15 protein-coding genes are annotated in these 13,298 nt (G+C 62.9%); 8 read left to right on the forward strand and 7 right to left on the reverse strand.

The features are described from left to right. Positions 1 to 165: 165 nt before the first annotated feature. The gene (locus EDF39_RS02705; RefSeq protein WP_123940267.1) at positions 166 to 705 is read right to left on the reverse strand and encodes a hypothetical protein; all 540 of its coding nucleotides are present in this window, start codon (positions 703 to 705) and stop codon (positions 166 to 168) included. A 258-nt stretch (positions 706 to 963) separates the two neighbouring features. Here EDF39_RS02705 and EDF39_RS02710 point away from each other — a divergent pair, with 258 nt between their 5' ends. After that, a complete protein-coding gene (locus EDF39_RS02710) occupies positions 964 to 1,437 on the forward strand; it encodes a hypothetical protein (protein WP_123940269.1) in 474 nt (157 codons plus the stop codon). 607 nt (positions 1,438 to 2,044) lie between these two features. On the opposite strand, the gene EDF39_RS02715 is transcribed toward EDF39_RS02710, so the two are convergent. Further along, positions 2,045 to 2,887 (reverse strand): hypothetical protein, encoded by an 843-nt coding sequence (locus EDF39_RS02715; RefSeq protein WP_123940271.1) that lies wholly within the window; start codon positions 2,885 to 2,887, stop codon positions 2,045 to 2,047. Positions 2,888 to 3,288: 401 nt separating this feature from the next. Here EDF39_RS02715 and EDF39_RS02720 point away from each other — a divergent pair, with 401 nt between their 5' ends. Both EDF39_RS02720 and EDF39_RS02725 read left to right on the forward strand, forming a co-directional pair. Continuing rightward, positions 3,289 to 4,092: a DUF1883 domain-containing protein gene (locus tag EDF39_RS02720; RefSeq protein WP_123940273.1), complete on the forward strand. Its 804-nt coding sequence runs from the start codon at positions 3,289 to 3,291 to the stop codon at positions 4,090 to 4,092. A gap of 294 nt (positions 4,093 to 4,386) precedes the next feature. Beyond that, complete coding sequence (locus EDF39_RS02725; protein ID WP_123940275.1) at positions 4,387 to 5,952, forward strand: LA2681 family HEPN domain-containing protein; 1,566 nt, start codon at positions 4,387 to 4,389, stop codon at positions 5,950 to 5,952. A gap of 770 nt (positions 5,953 to 6,722) precedes the next feature. On the opposite strand, the gene EDF39_RS02730 is transcribed toward EDF39_RS02725, so the two are convergent. Both EDF39_RS02730 and EDF39_RS02735 read right to left on the reverse strand, forming a co-directional pair. Next, complete coding sequence (locus EDF39_RS02730; RefSeq protein ID WP_123940277.1) at positions 6,723 to 7,001, reverse strand: hypothetical protein; 279 nt, start codon at positions 6,999 to 7,001, stop codon at positions 6,723 to 6,725. Further along, positions 6,998 to 7,687 (reverse strand): helix-turn-helix domain-containing protein, encoded by a 690-nt coding sequence (locus tag EDF39_RS02735; RefSeq protein ID WP_123940279.1) that lies wholly within the window; start codon positions 7,685 to 7,687, stop codon positions 6,998 to 7,000. Before EDF39_RS02735 ends, EDF39_RS02730 begins: the two co-directional genes overlap by 4 nt. A gap of 482 nt (positions 7,688 to 8,169) precedes the next feature. Here EDF39_RS02735 and EDF39_RS02740 point away from each other — a divergent pair, with 482 nt between their 5' ends. Then, the gene (locus tag EDF39_RS02740) at positions 8,170 to 8,736 is read left to right on the forward strand and encodes a hypothetical protein (protein ID WP_123940281.1); all 567 of its coding nucleotides are present in this window, start codon (positions 8,170 to 8,172) and stop codon (positions 8,734 to 8,736) included. Further along, positions 8,733 to 8,912, forward strand: a complete 180-nt coding sequence (locus tag EDF39_RS02745) for a hypothetical protein (protein ID WP_123940283.1) — start codon at positions 8,733 to 8,735, stop codon at positions 8,910 to 8,912. Before EDF39_RS02740 ends, EDF39_RS02745 begins: the two co-directional genes overlap by 4 nt. A gap of 221 nt (positions 8,913 to 9,133) precedes the next feature. Here EDF39_RS02745 and EDF39_RS02750 read toward each other — a convergent pair whose 3' ends face one another. The 3 genes from EDF39_RS02750 to EDF39_RS02760 form a co-directional block, all read right to left on the reverse strand. Beyond that, positions 9,134 to 10,282 carry a hypothetical protein gene (locus EDF39_RS02750; protein ID WP_123940285.1) on the reverse strand — a complete coding sequence of 383 codons (1,149 nt, stop codon included), beginning with the start codon at positions 10,280 to 10,282 and terminating at the stop codon, positions 9,134 to 9,136. Between the two features lie 348 nt (positions 10,283 to 10,630). After that, positions 10,631 to 10,927: a helix-turn-helix domain-containing protein gene (locus EDF39_RS02755; RefSeq protein ID WP_158613137.1), complete on the reverse strand. Its 297-nt coding sequence runs from the start codon at positions 10,925 to 10,927 to the stop codon at positions 10,631 to 10,633. 105 nt (positions 10,928 to 11,032) lie between these two features. Continuing rightward, positions 11,033 to 11,245, reverse strand: a complete 213-nt coding sequence (locus EDF39_RS02760; RefSeq protein ID WP_123940289.1) for a hypothetical protein — start codon at positions 11,243 to 11,245, stop codon at positions 11,033 to 11,035. Positions 11,246 to 11,263: 18 nt separating this feature from the next. Between EDF39_RS02760 and EDF39_RS02765 the strand changes: the two genes are divergently transcribed. From EDF39_RS02765 to EDF39_RS02775, 3 genes are read left to right on the forward strand one after another with little or no spacing between them, the layout of a single operon-like run. Further along, positions 11,264 to 11,536 carry a hypothetical protein gene (locus EDF39_RS02765; protein WP_123940291.1) on the forward strand — a complete coding sequence of 91 codons (273 nt, stop codon included), beginning with the start codon at positions 11,264 to 11,266 and terminating at the stop codon, positions 11,534 to 11,536. Next, positions 11,533 to 12,207 carry a hypothetical protein gene (locus EDF39_RS02770; protein ID WP_123940293.1) on the forward strand — a complete coding sequence of 225 codons (675 nt, stop codon included), beginning with the start codon at positions 11,533 to 11,535 and terminating at the stop codon, positions 12,205 to 12,207. Before EDF39_RS02765 ends, EDF39_RS02770 begins: the two co-directional genes overlap by 4 nt. Positions 12,208 to 12,232: 25 nt before the next feature. Further along, positions 12,233 to 13,231, forward strand: a complete 999-nt coding sequence (locus EDF39_RS02775) for a hypothetical protein (protein WP_123940295.1) — start codon at positions 12,233 to 12,235, stop codon at positions 13,229 to 13,231. Positions 13,232 to 13,298: the final 67 nt, after the last annotated feature.

Consider the following 13,298-nt stretch of genomic DNA (forward strand, 5'->3'; position numbering starts at 1 on the left):
CGGAATCGGGGTCACGACGCATCCGGGGCACGTGGTAATGCCTTGCTCCTACTGATTGATCCAGTCGAGATCCACGACAGGAACCGCACCGCATCGGCGGCAACGCATGAGCCGTTTGCCGGAGAAGTCGATGGCTCTCTCCGCGGACGATCCTGCTGGCGCCACTCATTGACCTGCTGTCGGCTGCTTTCCGCGTCGAGTGAGGGAGCCGGACAGGGCGACGGACTCAGACATGACATCTATTGCCTCGACGAGACGGCGAAACACCGGTTCGAAGTCGTGTGGGGTGAACACGCGACCGTCGAGCCGAGCATCTCTGCCCGAACGGTCGGCTCGGACGCTCTTGTAGCCAAACCAGACCCCGGGAACGTCTGGGACGGCTCGCGTCCATACGCGTTGCAGTATCTGATTGCGGTCGTCGAGCGCGTCCCGCGCGATGAGCAGCGAGGCCAGCAGCCGAGCAACGACGTCCTGTTCGTGTGGCTCCGTGTAGAGACGGAGGCGCTTACGAATCGTCTTCTCGTTCTCTGCGCGGGTGGCGGCGAAGTACTGTTCGGCAACCTCGTCCTCGACATTGCTTGCAACGGCGGCGATCTTCATCTCCACGACGGAAGCCAGAGCAGCTGTTCGGCCGAGCAGGCCCATGAGTTCTTCTTCGCGGGTTGTCATCACGCGTTGGGGGATGCCGTACTGGTCCTCTGTCATTTCGCGAACCTAGCAGTCGAGGAACGGGCGCCAGGTTCGACCGCTTGCGTCTCGCGCGGACGGCGAGGCGATGACTTCAACAGACACGCATCATGGAGACATGACGCGTGACCCCGACTTAGCCGAGCCCCTAGGCCTCATTCGGGGCTTCGGCTTCCTCGCCTACGGGCGAGGATGCGCCGCCGGTGGTCCCGAACGTGGAGCGTCCGATGCTAGAGGGCCTCCCGATTGGCCCTCCGAGACTCTGGCCCATTCCACGTGATCAATCAACCACACAGCTGCTCGTTTCCGTTTCCCTACCAGCGCAAGCGTGATGACGCTCTTCCCACCATCCAGAGATTTAACTCGGCGATTGCCGTTGTAGTACGGGATTCCGATGCGCGCTTGTCCTGGGAGGGACATCGCGTTCATCGCCATGGCGTGCGCGACGTGGTGGCGAGTGTCTTTGACTCGGTTGAAGACAGCGACGAAATCGCTGCGGTCGCCGGTGACCGAAGACTTGTTTGCAAGGCGCAAGAAGATGGTGCAACGGTCGACATCCCGAATGCGGGGGACGTGCTGCCCGGCTATCGGCATCTCGGTGCTGTCGTCCGGGTGGGCGGCCCGCCACTCGCTGGCGAACCAAGAGAGGTTATCCAGGAGACGGTCCCAGAGGACCAGAAGATCAAGGAGTTCGATAGCGAGTTCTCCGTAGAGAGTCTGATCGTCTTCGGGAATGGAGTCGGAAAGTAGACGCACCTTGCCACCGTAGGGTGGCGAAGAGCGTCGAGAAGACAACGTGTCGGTATCTGTGTGCTGGGTCGCCCGGCCTCCAGGCCGATGCCGTCCGCCATGAGAAACTTTTCGACGCTCATAGTCACAGGTCACACGCCGCCGAGAGTGCAGTTGGTGCGGCATGTCATCGTCAGCGTCAAACCACTCCCGAGGGGCAGCCTGGGCTCTTTAAATCTCGGCCTTGATCCGTTCCTCAAGCCGCATGGGCGCCCCGCGAGGAAGCCTCTTCCTGGGGCCACGCTCAGAGCAAGGTCAGGAACGCGCGACGGGCGTCGTTCGGCCCCAGGCCTCGGCCGGCTGTTCGATCTGCAATTGAGGCCCGACCATGAAGACACTCCTTTGCTCTTGTTTTCCGAAGTGATCATGCCCATTTCACGTACGGTGATGAGACTCCTGTCGTTCGGCGCTTCGATGAGGCGTCCGATCAAGTGGGCGGTCGCGGATAGTTCGGGCGATGGATCCTACAGAATTGATGGTCCATCGAACATGCCGTCAGTATCCTGCTCGTGGCTAGAGACCTCGGCGGCGCGACCATCTGGGAACGATGCTCCTCACTACCGCGATCCTATGGTTGGGGCGGGCGTAGATTACTGTGCTGCTCGGCCGCCCATCGCCGGAAGAGCCCGACGGTAGCCGCGAGATCGGCAACGGCGACTGCGAATAGAAAGCCGAACGTCGACTCGTCGATGGGGTGCTTGGAGGGGACCTGAATGCTTTCTGGCGACATCCCCGCGCCAGCCGATATGGGTACGTTTCCGTGCGAGATTCCAGCGCACGTCATCCAAGCGGCGTAAAGAGCGCCGGGCGAATCCGGGTGGAGCGAGAGACTTGCCCCTCGAACAATGCCGGAGAGACTAACGCGCTGGGACTCCATGATCGAGTCGGCATCCAGACGTTTGATTGGCCCTGCGATTGCGGTGATCCTGCGACGGAGATCGTCGACGCCGCTGAGGTCGGGATCGCTCTCTGACTCGACAGCCATGTCCACGGCGTTCATCGTGTCCCACCACATTCGTTGAAGGACCCGTGCGATGCCTTCGCGCTGGCTCTCGACCGACATTAACCAGTGTGCTGTTGCGGTGCACTCGATCGACGTGCGCAACACTACGAACGAGGCAAGGGTTGGCCACGGACGCACGTCGGCCGCCTCTGCGTACTGGACGCCAAGGCGGAGCTGCGTCTTAATCAGAGTCGATGGAAGAAAGGTCACTGTGTTTGCGAAGTGCCTGTCAAGCGCGTCTGCCTTGCCGCCCGGTTGAACCACAAGAAGGTCGAGGGCTTCCGTAAGGGAGGCGAGTTGCTTCCGGGCTTCGGACATGATTCGACGACCGTTCACTTTGAAAAGCTTGGCCCGTTCCTTTTCCATCATCGCGGCGAGGTACGCGTACTCATCGTCGTTGGCGTGCATGTGGACAGCGTAGTGACGCGCCATCGTCGAATCTGCGTGGTCGGACGCAGCTACTGAACCGTAACCTCGCGATTCACACGGGCTGAGGGATCGGACGCACGAAGTCTGAGGCGCAGCTACCGGTACGGCACGGCAAGACAACATCCGCATTCGAAAAGACTCGCGATCCGACGTGCGCCTGGCGTTGCGGGGCACTCCCTGGCTTGTCGCCTCTTGTCCTTGTATGCCAAACATGCTTATCGAAATATGCTCCACAACCTTCGCTTTCCTCCGGCCGGCCCATGAATGCGGGGCTAGATGAAAGGCCCGGATCAGCCTAGGTGCGGAGACTGCCTGTACAACGACTTCTCGTCAACGTCGGAGGGTGTCGCTACCGTAAGCGCAATCGAAAGGTGGTTGCCATGGAGCACGTAAAGTATGACCTCGGTCATGTCAACAAAGGCGCAACCGTAGTTGTCACGCTAGGCAAGCAGGCGAATGTTCTCCTCATGGACGCGTCCAACTACAGAACCTATGCATCAGCCCGCGGTGGCCGATACCGTTACACGGGTGGTCTCATGAAAAGGTCACCCGCACGCATCCCTGTCCCGAGTTCGGGCCATTGGTACGTGGCTGTGGACCTTGGCGGGGCGGCAGGAACAATCCGAAGCAGTATAGAAATCGTGCCACCGCCAAGAGGAAATCTGCCCGCCTACCGAGAGCCGGCCGAGCGGAGCCTGGCCGACGTAGTCGACACCAGGACCCCGCAAGCTCCAGGTACGGACGACGAACTGGACGGTCGCACGTGGGACGTGTTTCTGTCCCATGCAAGCGAAGACAAGGTAGCCGTAGCGATCCCCTTGGCGCAGGCGCTGCAAGACCGAGGCGTTAGCGTCTGGCTCGACAAGGCCGAACTCAGAATCGGCGACAGCCTCAGACGCCGTATCGACCGGGGCCTCCGAGGTAGTCGCTTCGCGGCCGTCATATTCAGTGAGCACTACTTCACTAAGGGTTGGCCCCAATACGAACTCGACGGAATTGTCACTCAGACAGTTGGCGGTCGTCAGAACCTTCTGCCCATCTGGCACGAAGTCACACGCGCCGACGTCGAAGAGCACAGCCCGTCCCTCGCCGACAAGCTTGCCCGCAGCACCTCCGACTCGTCCATCAACGAGATCGCTGACGAGATCGCCGAGCTGGTCATCTCATCGCGGACGAACGATTAGCTACGTGAAATAAACGGCTCCTCATCAGCCTTTTGTGGAAATGGACATCTTGGGTGCGAAACCGGGTGGACAAGCGGGCGCTAGAAGCCCGTCAAATCAGGGGTGACTTGGACAAGCTGAATAGAGGCGGACATAGTTATCGTGTCGATCCCATACCAGGACTGCAGTGAGCGCTCACGCGGTGCAGTGCCGGTGCAGTAGAGCTGATCGGTGCAGTCGCTGTACCGAGTTGCGGTGCAGTCGGGTTGGCTGTTGCAGTCGATGTTGCGTTCTCTCAAGATGAAAGGCAGCTGATTGGCTTCCACGTTCCGGGATGTCTTCGATGCTGCCGTTGGTGTTGCTGATGTCTCTGACAGTTCGGCGGCATTAGCGCGGCTTCAGGCGCTATCGGACGAAGTGACGCGCGCGGATTATCTGGCCCCGGTCGAGCGGGTCTCGTTGCGGTTCACGTTGTCGTCGATCGCGATCAATGCTGGCTCTGATTTCGAATCGGCGGACTTGATCACGTGGGGTCAAATGCTTGCGGAGTCGGTTGCCCTTGATGACGACAGTCCGGACATCTTGGTGCCGCAGGCGATCTACAACGTCGCCAATGCGGGCTTCGAGTTAGCTGGTCTCGAAGCGAAGGCCGATGGTCGAGAGGCGTCTCGTCCTTCTGAGCGGCTGAAGTATTTGGAGGCTCGTCGCAGGCCGCGTGTCCTTTCTCGCTTTGTGGGCGGTTACTTCGATGCTCCCGCGGAAACGCGGAGTCGTGCGTTGACGAACCTGGCAAACGTCCTCGATGACTCGGGTCGGTGGGTTGAGGCGTATGCGGCGTACGCGGATGCGTTGGCGGTGTGGCCAGTGAATGGGAATGCGGCTGGAAATATGGCCGAGCTGTTGCGCCGGCGTCTGGTCGTGGGCCGCGAGCAGCGCGGTCACGTTGCGGCGGTCTATGACGCGCATGTCCGGCTGGCGAAAAGTTTGCGCGAGAACACCGTCGAGATCGCCGGGCTGGCCGTAGCCGATCGCTGGGAAGCATTGGAGGAGACTGGTAGTGAAGGGCATCTCGCACATGGAAGCGCTGACGGCGATGTGTACGGTTCGTGGGTTTCCGTGAATCGGCTCGCGCTTGCTTCTGCGGTGGAGGGGTTGGGGACGGATGATCTCCGCTGGGACACTGCCACAATCCGGCATCGTGTTCCTACCGTGGAGGATCGGGCGACGCCGGGCATCTTCGCGGCGCTGAACGTTCTGAAGGCGGAGTACTTGGTGGCACGGCGGATGGCGTTCCGTGGCCTTCAAGCGATCGAGGAGTCGCAGGGGAGGCAGCACGATTCGGATACGGGCGTGTATGCCGACACTGAGGATGACGCGTTGTACGGTGAGGCTCCGGCGTCGTTGGTGTTGGCGCAGCGCGCCGCCCTGGACGTCTTGGACAAGATCGCGGTAGCTGCCAACGAGCACTTCGAAGTGGGTCAGCGTCCAGGGGGAGTTAACTTCTCCATGTTCTGGATCGAGGGCAAGACCGGTGAGCCCCGCATTTGCCTCGACGAAGACAGTCAGGCTCAGCGCGCGTTGCTCGCGCTGGCAGAGCTAAATTCCGACATTCACGAAGACGGCTTGTATCCCGCGGCGCGTTTACTTCGCAACGCTGGCACGCACCGGATTGTGCATGCGACTTTCGGGGAGTCGACTGGCGCAACGAAGGAGACGTTCAGCTCGGTGGAGATCCCCGAGTTAGAAGCGGCGGTGATCGAGGCACTTCAAGTGACCAGGGCTGCGTACCTGTACTTCCTGGACTTGGTTGATCTCTCTCTGGATGACGACGAGGGCGACGTCGTTGCGGGTCAAACGCGGGAGATTGGCCTTCAGGCCTAGGGGCACCTCTATTGTCGTCGAGGAAATCTAGGCCAGCGACGCTCGTCGTTGGCGGGTAGTGGCGCCCGGGGAGCGGACGCCACCCTTCAGCTCGTCTGAGGTCGGTGATCTCGTTGAGCCAGGCCATCTTTTCCACGTCGGACATGACACTCAGGTTCCGGGCTGGGTCGATCTCCCGAAGACCCAGGTCGTAGACACGGTCGTAGTCGCCGTTTTTGAGGTGATCCATCTTCGTCCGCGCGGTGCCGAGAGCAGCGTCGTCCGTCTGTGACTTCCGTTCTCCGAACCAGACGATCAGGTCTCGTTCGGTCCAGTCCAGGGTGACATTGAGGAGGTCGAAAATGCTCCTCATGCTGGGCTCCGGGCGCAGGTTTGCCATGAGGGTCTTGGACGAGTAGACGCCGACCTCTGAGCCGTCGAAGTGGGCGTGTAGGAGCAGCATCGATCGGCGATACGGGCGGCCGGTGAGTGATTCGATGGTGCGTCGTGTTGCGGCGGCGAAGTCAGTGGCCCGAATAAAGGGCTCCATGGCGACGTCGGCTGCCCTTGCTGGCGGGGGACCCAGGGTCGCGATGTCCGCGGCGGCGACGAGCTTGTCCAAACGGCTGGGCTGGCTTGCCGGTTTGCTGCTGTCCGAGGCGGGGTCGCGACGTGGCTTCGCGGGTTCGCCGCCTGCTCCACCAGGTTCAGGGAGTGAGTCATGGCCTGAGTCGCTCTCTCTGTCAGGGCTGATGCAGACGCGCCCAGTTGGCTGGAAGGTGCCCATGGTGTCAGCCGATCTTCTCGATGGACGTGAGCCAGTTAGTGGTGCGTCGGGTCAGGATCCCGTAGTCGCGGATCTGGATCATCATCACGAGGGGTTGCCCGATGACAGGCATGGTGCGGGCGAGGAGCGGCTGTTGCTCGTCGTCCCGTCGAAGCTCCTCGCCGTTTTCGTCGGGAAACCTCGCGATGACCAGCGCATCAAGGTCGAGTCGGTAGCGAGAGCTGGACAGGGTGGTGATGAAGTAGACGCCGCCCGGGTTCTCCGGATCGAGATTCCCGCTCATGAGTCGACCACTTCCCCGTCTGCCGGAGGCACTTCGACACCACGGGAGCCCTCTTGGGCCGTGCAGGTGCTTACAAGTTCCATGACGGCTCTTGCCGATCCACCAGAGCGAAGCCAGTCGACAGCGGACATGGCGCAGCCGCCAGGGCCGACGATGTAGGGGAACATCATGATGTGCTTCGACTCGTCCCAGGTGATGCCGGCTCGGGTCAAGCACGAGGCGATCGCGTTGCATCTCGGCAGGAGGTCGCCGAACGGGAACTGCCAACGGGCGAGGCGCCAGTCGCCGTTCACCATCACGGCGAACAACTCCCCGCGCCCGATCATGTCGCGGATCACCCGTGGCGACATGCGGAGCAATTCCGCAGCCTGGTCGACGGACCAGGTGCTGAGCATGTCGGCCGTCCACTCGGCCAAGATGGCCGCCTTGTGACCTACCGGGTCCGAGTGGGCGATTCTGCTGAGACGGTCCAATTCGGTCGGGTCTTTGTGGGCCTCGCGAGAGTTGCGTCGCACCGCGGGAAGCGCCAGCATGACTGTGTCGAACGCCCGGAAGAAGTCGTCGAGGAAGCTGTCGACCGAGATGTGCTCCAGGGCCAGACGCTTCTGGAGGCGAACCACGAAACGTGGGCCGAGGCTGGCGCTGGAGAGCTTCGACTTTGTTCGTGACCACTCCTTTGCGACCATGTGGGCTTCACTGATCACCTCGACGGCGGATGCCGCCCCTTCCTGGAGAGCGAGTAGCCGAGGACTCGGTCCCGCGTGGGGGCCCAAGGTCAGGCCTTCACAGATCCAGAGCGCGGCCTCCCAAGCGCCGCCACCGGCTTGTTCGAGCACGCGCTGCGCGGTCGAAAGCTGAAGGGCTCCGACGAGGCCCACATTGAACGGTTCTTCGGGGTTTTGCGCACCATCTGCTGCAACGCCTCGCCGCCTACAAGCGCCACCGCCCTACGGCTCACGGGAAGAGTGCCGAGATCGACGCCGTCTACCCGATCTGCATCATCGACCGTGTCATCCGAGAAGAGATCGCCACCGTGTACCACTGCGTCGACGGAGGCGGGGTGCATCCCTACGGTGAGGGCCACACGACCTGGGCGCCGTTGCAGAAGCTCGCAGAGAGCATCGCCCGAAACGGAATCCTCCTCTCCCCGAGTAACAGGGACCTCGCCGTGGAACTGCTGCCCATCGAGTGGGTGACGATTGCCGACGACGGCGTGCACCTTTGGAACCGCACCTACCGTGGCGAAGGGCTGATCCCCTGGCGGAAGCGCAAGAGCAACCACCACCAGCACGACGGGAAATGGCCCGTCTACGTGAATTCGGTCCGGCCCGAGACGATCTTCTTCCGCGACCCCGAGACCGGCGTCATCCACGAAGCTCATCAGACCGGAGCGATCGACTACGACGCCCCGCGCGCCATCGAGACCGCGATTGCCTCCGTGAACGTGCCCGAGAACCGCGTCAAACGTCTCTCCAAGTCCAAGCGGAAGCGGAAGATCGGCCGTGCTATCCAAGGGATCGTCGACCGGACTGACGCGTCCCTCGGCATCTCCGACTGGAAGGCCCGGATCGAGGAGCGGGCCAAGGGCCACAGGGACATCTTCCACATCACCCTGCCCAACGACGTCGAACCTGCCAGCCCAGGCGCGGAACGGGTCGCCAGCGTTTCCCCCGCCGACGTGTGGGGGGACGACCAGACCGTAGCAAGTACCGAATCCGAAGGAGAATTCTTGTGACCATCGCAACCGTGGCGTCGTCGCTTAACTGGACCTGGGAGTACGTCTGCTCCCACGCCTCCGCCCTCGATCCACTCCCAGCCCTGAATGTTGGGTTGTCCGATGTGGTTGTTCGACTCGCGCCACACCATGCCGTCGAGGATGTCGGCCGGGTCGACGTCCTCGGCAGGCAGTGACCACGTCTGCCCGAAGGAATCACGCCAGGAGAGCTGCCCGAGGCCCGCCGCACCCCAGCCGGGCCGACCTCGCCCGCCTGGCCGAGGAGAGCCACCAAGCAACGGTTCGACTGGAGGCCATTGCCTAAGCGCCAGGAGCCCATCAGCGCGACGCCATCCGACACTGAGGCGCTGGCATGCCGTGACGCGCTTCACTGCGAGACGTCGTGTTCGCTGCCCGGTCAGATCTCGTACCGGTCGACGGCCCTGGCACGCGTGACGGCCACCTTGATCGCCTGCCGGCACGCGTCGATCGCCGCCGCATTCGATGTCGAGAGGCCGGTCAGCCGTTCGTGCCGGGCAATCACCTGATAATCCGTCATCTCTTCGACCCACCACTTCACGGCGTGACGTTCCTCGGCACTGGAGCATTCAGGCAACAGGAGGCTCAACAACCCGGGCCGGACCACACCCTCAGCCATCAGGATGACGGTGTTGCCGACAGCTGCCGGTTCATCGGAGGCGGCCATCGCGGCCGCGCGCAAGTCGTCGACCTCCTGGCGCACATCGACCGTCGCGGGAAGGACCTGACCCGAGGTCAGGCCGAGGAGCGTCGGCAGCGCCACGGTGCGAACCCAGGCCTCGATGTCGCTCATCTCAGTCTGCAAGGTCACCCATCCACCCGTCAGGGGACGGCGGATCGTCGCCGTCGCCCAGATGTCGAGTCCCACCGGAATGTTGGGCGGGCCCGACGCGATGAGATCACCCACCTTGGCTGGCTGTCCCGATGGTTCAGCGACGATCATCCCGGGAACGAGGAAGTCCGGTGTCACCTGTCCGAGCTGCATCTGCGCGATGGCCGGCACGCGGTGCTTCGACGCGTTCGAGTGCTCCACCAGCAGCGCCAGCGGGGACGGTTTCGGACCCGTCCACGTGAACGGCTGGATGCTGCGGAGCGCCTCGGCAAGCGGCGATCCAACGGACAGGGGTGGCATGCCGGCCCGACGCTTGTCCGCTAACCACGCGTCGAACGATGGCTCGTCCTTCACTGCCGACACCTCGATCGACCGTGCCTCCTTCTCCGTCATGGGCCGCACGAGATCGTGCTCGACCGCAGCGAAGAGAGCGTGTTCGAGGACGTTGCGCAGGTTGTTGACGACGTCCGCCGTCAAACGGGAGACGATGGGCGGGATGGGGCGAATCCCGGCAATTCGCACCTCCACGTTGGCGCCATCCCGCACCGATTCGAGGGCGAACGCCTCGCGTCTCGAATGGTCCCGCAGGAGGGTGGTCAGGTCCACCATTACGTCGTCGACGTGCCCAAGGGTGGCCAGGATGTGCAACTGGTGGTCGGGAAGCCAGAGGAAGTCGTCGGGCGGAGTTACGGTCACCAGGGAAGCCTAGGGGCCGTCGAGACTGCGACCTGTGGGTGCGCGCAGGCTGACGGCCCGTGTCTCAGCAAGTGCAAGCCAGTTCGAAGTCGCTCGAACCCGACGGGGCACGGTCAGCCTCGTCCGCGCCGTCGCTGGAGCTGGGTTGGTGCGGACTGCGTCACAAGCCCGTGGCGTCCACGACGTCACGATCGTCCTCGAAGGTGCCCGGCGCGCCGCCGTCGGCGCCGTGTCCCTCGTATTCCGCGACACCATGCGAACCTGCCGACGTACAACCGGATGAGCGCATCCTCGGCGCGACGCTGAAAGAGAGACTCCAACACCGGACGCGCCCGCGGCACTCACGAACTAGCGGGGCACGTCGTGTCCAAGGAACGCCACTCGGATGTCTGCCCACAGCGCGCGCCGCTCCGGCTCGCTCAGCGCCGCACCGAGGACACGCACCACGCTGCCGATCAGGAAAAAGCCCGGCTCCGGCGACCTCTTCGTCTCCAGCCTGGCCACACTCCCCAGGGACACGCCGGCCCGGTCGGCAAGCTGCTGCTGTGACAAGCCCGCATCGACACGTGCCCGCTGAAGACGATCCGCCAACACGAAAGACGCCCCGTTCGTCAGGGGCGTCTGAGTGCTCTTGTGCCTGGCCACGACCCCATTATAGGCTATTTAAATAGGGCTATTTAAATAGTTGATCGATGCTGTAGAGACTGCTACTCTCGGAGGCACGTTCAACCGGGGAGGTGCCAGCGTGCGTCATGCTCGAACCATGCGGGAGCCCCGCGCCGTGGCCGTGTGGACGCGATGCTGAGTCAGCTCGTCGTGCGACTGGTTGACCACTCCCTTCACCTCGAACCGCGCAACCCCGGTGATGATCCGGTGGGCTTCGACCGACCCGAGAGCGGTCAGAGTGTTCCGCGCCTCGGGTCTCGTGACCTGATCCGCCTGGCCGTATTCGCGGTCGATCACGGGTACTTCCTTGACGCGGTGATCGTGCGGGACCGGACGATGGCGCCGCTTCCGGCCGAGCTGGAAGACGAGGTTTCCGACCGACTCGTGGAGACCCTTCGAACCGGGGCTGCCCTCGCCGATGACGCCCTCTCCGGGGACCGCGGCCCCTACACGGTGGTGGAGATTGAACTGGCTACGACGGATATGGAGACCATCCGGGTCGGTCGACTCGGAACCGTTGAATCAGTCTCGGAGGATGCCACGTCGGAACTCATGGAGCCTGCCTGGACGCAGCTGCACCTGTCGTGAGTGACTCGTTCAAGTCGACCGTCATTGAGGTCGCCAAGGTCGCGATCGGCGTGTGGATGGTCCTCGTCGTCTCGCCGATTCTGTCCGGGTGGTTCCCCGACCTGCCGGAGTTGGCGGGCTACGCGATCACGACGATATTCGCCGCCGTGGTGCTGGAGATCGTGTGGCTGTTCGTCTTTCTCCGGCCCGAACTGTCGCTGACGTGGACCAGGGATGCTGACCCCGACACGCAGACGAGGCTCGATGTCGTCATGGACCGGGCGAGCAACGAGAGCAGCAGCCTGTTCAAGGTGACTATCCAAGGAGTCAGGAAAAGCGGCCTTGGCCGACTCATCGTGCATCTGGCCCTCACGCACGGCCTCACGGTCAAGGTCACCGCCGTAAACGCGAATCTCCTTTTTATCCTGGATGACTACAACACCGGGTTGCAGAATCAGCCCCTCGCACGAAGCGCCACTCGCGAGTGCGGCATCGTCCTCGACATTCCCTCGCCGTTCACCACGGGCGCGATGAACTACGCCGCCGTCCGCGTCCGATCCCGTGGCGCAGAACGCCGCGGCAACTACACGATCGACTACAAGAAGTCGGGTTCCCGTGGAATCGGCGCAATTTGTGCAAGGCTCGTGCATATAGACGCGAAGGTCGTGACTATGAAAGAGCGCTGGAGCTGACATCCCTACGTTTACCGGGCGAAACGTGTCCGTCACCCCGATGACGTTGAACACCGGCGCCACACTCGACCAGCTCCTGACGTCCCTACGGGCGGTGAAGCCGTCACACTCGGCGCTGAACCCCGGGTGGGCCAGCCAGGAGAACACCGCAACCAACATCCGCGTCACCGGGCAGGTGCCACCCACCAGCGACCCGGAGATACTGGACGTCGACGGCTACTACCCACGTCGCCTCGCAGCCAGGTTCTATTACTGGGTCCACGACTCGAACCTGCCGATGCCCGAGGACGGTTCGCAAGCCCCGTCGTCGGACTACTTCCCGGACGCGGTCGACCTTCTCATCAGTGCCCAGCCCGGTGACACCTATCTGGTGCTTTTTTCCACATACAACGACACTCTCGCGGAGGACGCCGCCGACGCGCTGCTGGCGCGGGCTCGAACGGTCGATCCGCAGTCGACCTTGAACCGGTCATCGTCCGCACTGCACCTGTCCAGCTCCGACGTGTTCGTGTGGATTTACGAGCACGAACGCGCCACGAGACGGCTCGCCGCCGGTCTCATGATCACCAAGGTCGAGTCGGTCAGCACGGCCGAGACGGGCAACAAGTCAGGGCTCCTCAAGGGTGTCGTCGACTGGGACCGGATCTCGTTCCTCACTGCTCTCGCCGAGGGGCAGAACTTCGGACCGGTGACCGTGACCGTCCACCTCACTGACCTGAAGGGTGTCAACAGGGTCGTGTTTGCCCTCTGGGCCGACGGCAGTTTCAGCGTCAAAGCGACGCCGACGCACTACCGCGGAATCGCCGACCAGGACCAGCTCAAGCTGAACGCTGTCCACGACGCCGCGTATCGGATCATCCCGGCGGTGCGGGCAGCCAGGAGCGCCGACACTGCCTGGCCCGGGCGTAGGTCCACCATGATCGACGACGCCAAAGCGAAGCTGGCCTCCCACTTCGGATCGGCTGCTGTGGAGGCTCCCACGGCGACCGGAACCATCTCGACGCCCCCGTCACCAGCTCCTTGACCGGAATCCGTCACCCCGCACAGAATCGGCGCGCCATCAGGCACACCTTGTGCTGACCGTCGCAAGT

The sequence above is a fragment of the Frondihabitans sp. PhB161 genome, from assembly GCF_003814635.1.
Taxonomy (GTDB): domain Bacteria; phylum Actinomycetota; class Actinomycetes; order Actinomycetales; family Microbacteriaceae; genus Frondihabitans.

Excerpts from the sequence above, each read along its gene's own strand:
- EDF39_RS02705 (WP_123940267.1), bottom strand. The coding sequence starts at position 705 with ATGACAGAGGACCAGTACGGCATCCCCCAACGCGTGATGACAACCCGC.
- EDF39_RS02715 (WP_123940271.1), bottom strand. The coding sequence starts at position 2,887 with ATGCACGCCAACGACGATGAGTACGCGTACCTCGCCGCGATGATGGAA.
- EDF39_RS02720 (WP_123940273.1), top strand. The coding sequence starts at position 3,289 with ATGGAGCACGTAAAGTATGACCTCGGTCATGTCAACAAAGGCGCAACC.
- EDF39_RS02730 (WP_123940277.1), bottom strand. The coding sequence starts at position 7,001 with ATGAGCGGGAATCTCGATCCGGAGAACCCGGGCGGCGTCTACTTCATC.
- EDF39_RS02735 (WP_123940279.1), bottom strand. The coding sequence starts at position 7,687 with ATGGTCGCAAAGGAGTGGTCACGAACAAAGTCGAAGCTCTCCAGCGCC.